The 1,473-nt window shown below is 55.1% G+C and carries 2 protein-coding genes; one reads left to right on the plus strand and one right to left on the minus strand.

Annotated elements, in window-relative coordinates:
• The first annotated feature begins 364 nt into the window (after positions 1-364).
• Positions 365-1,174 carry a transporter substrate-binding domain-containing protein gene (locus tag I5W_RS25895; RefSeq protein WP_044531415.1) on the plus strand — a complete coding sequence of 270 codons (810 nt, stop codon included), beginning with the start codon at positions 365-367 and terminating at the stop codon, positions 1,172-1,174.
• Positions 1,175-1,203: 29 nt separating this feature from the next.
• Here the strand turns inward: I5W_RS25895 and I5W_RS32965 are convergent.
• The coding region (locus I5W_RS32965; RefSeq protein WP_252717232.1) for a hypothetical protein at positions 1,204-1,473 on the minus strand (270 nt) is incomplete at its 5' end.

Raw genomic sequence — 1,473 nt, forward strand, 5'->3', positions numbered from 1 at the left:
ATGAGGCGCGGTTCTGATGCGCCTGAATGAATGAGGGTGATGGCATATATATAAATGTTTTATTCAATAAATATGCTTAAATTGATTATCTATTTGCTTTATTTATTTCTCCATAAGGAATTTCCTGATGGCAATTGTGATCGCCCTCCGTATGAGGGGCGATGGCACGCGGGTGGGAAACTCGTGGAAAAGATGAGAAACTGGCTATGCCGGCAGATGTCGTTTTCATGCCGGGCGGAGAGGGGAAGTGGCGATGGCCCGTCACTCGACCATTGTTGTCACCAATTTGTCAGTCGGACCTGTGAGCATGTGGTCCATTTTTGGATGGGTATCAGTGAAGCCGAATAAATTCCCTTGCCGATTCTTGCTGATCCTGTTGACGATCCTGGCATGTCCCGTCGTTCTGGCCAAGGATCAGATCACATGGGGAAAGCACCATGTTCCGCCTTACATGATCCAGGAGGGCCCGCGGGCCCATCAGGGCATTTTCGATTTGATCCTCGATGTCCTGAAGGCCCGCCTGCCGCAATACCAGCATGTCGAATTGAATGCAGCGTTTCCGCGCATCATCAACGAAATCAGGAATGGCAATCATTGGTGCTTCGTTGGCGCCTTGAAGACGCCTGAGCGCGAACAGTATGCTTATTTCTCGCTGCCGATTTCGATATTTCTGCCGCTACAGGTCATTGTCCGCAAGAATGACGTCGGCCGCTTCAACCACGTGGAGTCGGTGCAGGACTTGCTGCGCAATCGACGCCTGGTCACTTCCGTGATGCGCGGCAGGTCTTATGGTCCGCAGTTGGACCCACTGTTGATGGCCAATCCACCACAGGAAAACTATTCAGAGTTGAAGGAAGCCATCGGAATGCTGCTGGCGGGGCATCTGGACTATCTGGTGGAGTCGCCCCTGGTGGCATTTGATGTGGCCAGCCATATGGGACACGACGGCGCGCTGACGAAAATCCGGACGGCCGAGCAGGGCGCCATTACCTATGACCGGATCTTGTGCCCCAAGAATGCATGGGGCCAGCAAACCATAGAAAGAATCAACGAGATCTTGCTCGCAGTGCGAGGCGAGCCTTTTTATCGGCGCATCGTCGAAAAATGGAATGATCCAGAGTCGGTCAAGGTCATCCGGCGGATCTACGATACCGAGTTTCTTCAGGCGCGCTGAAGAGCCGGCGCCAGTGCGCCAGTCCGGTGTCACTTGCGCTGTTCATGGCGCACCGCCGAAGATTCATCCTCCGCACCATTCGGGCTTTTCTCCACCAACACTCCGCCACGTCCCAGCCTTTGTATTCCGGCAGGCGCATTCAAGGGTGGCTGGCCCCCCAGCGTGCCTTCGTGGCCCGCGGGTTCGGGCGCGTAATGGGTTTGTGTCGGCCCTTGCTGGGGACGACGTGCCGGCTCTTGATCCTCAAGCGGGTGGTTGTCGCGCAGATCGGCGTTTTCAGGCTGGTGCATAACGTGGGC

Origin of the sequence: Herbaspirillum sp. B65, from assembly GCF_000333555.1 — a bacterium.
In the GTDB taxonomy this organism is placed as follows: Bacteria; Pseudomonadota; Gammaproteobacteria; order Burkholderiales; family Burkholderiaceae_D; genus Herbaspirillum; species Herbaspirillum rubrisubalbicans.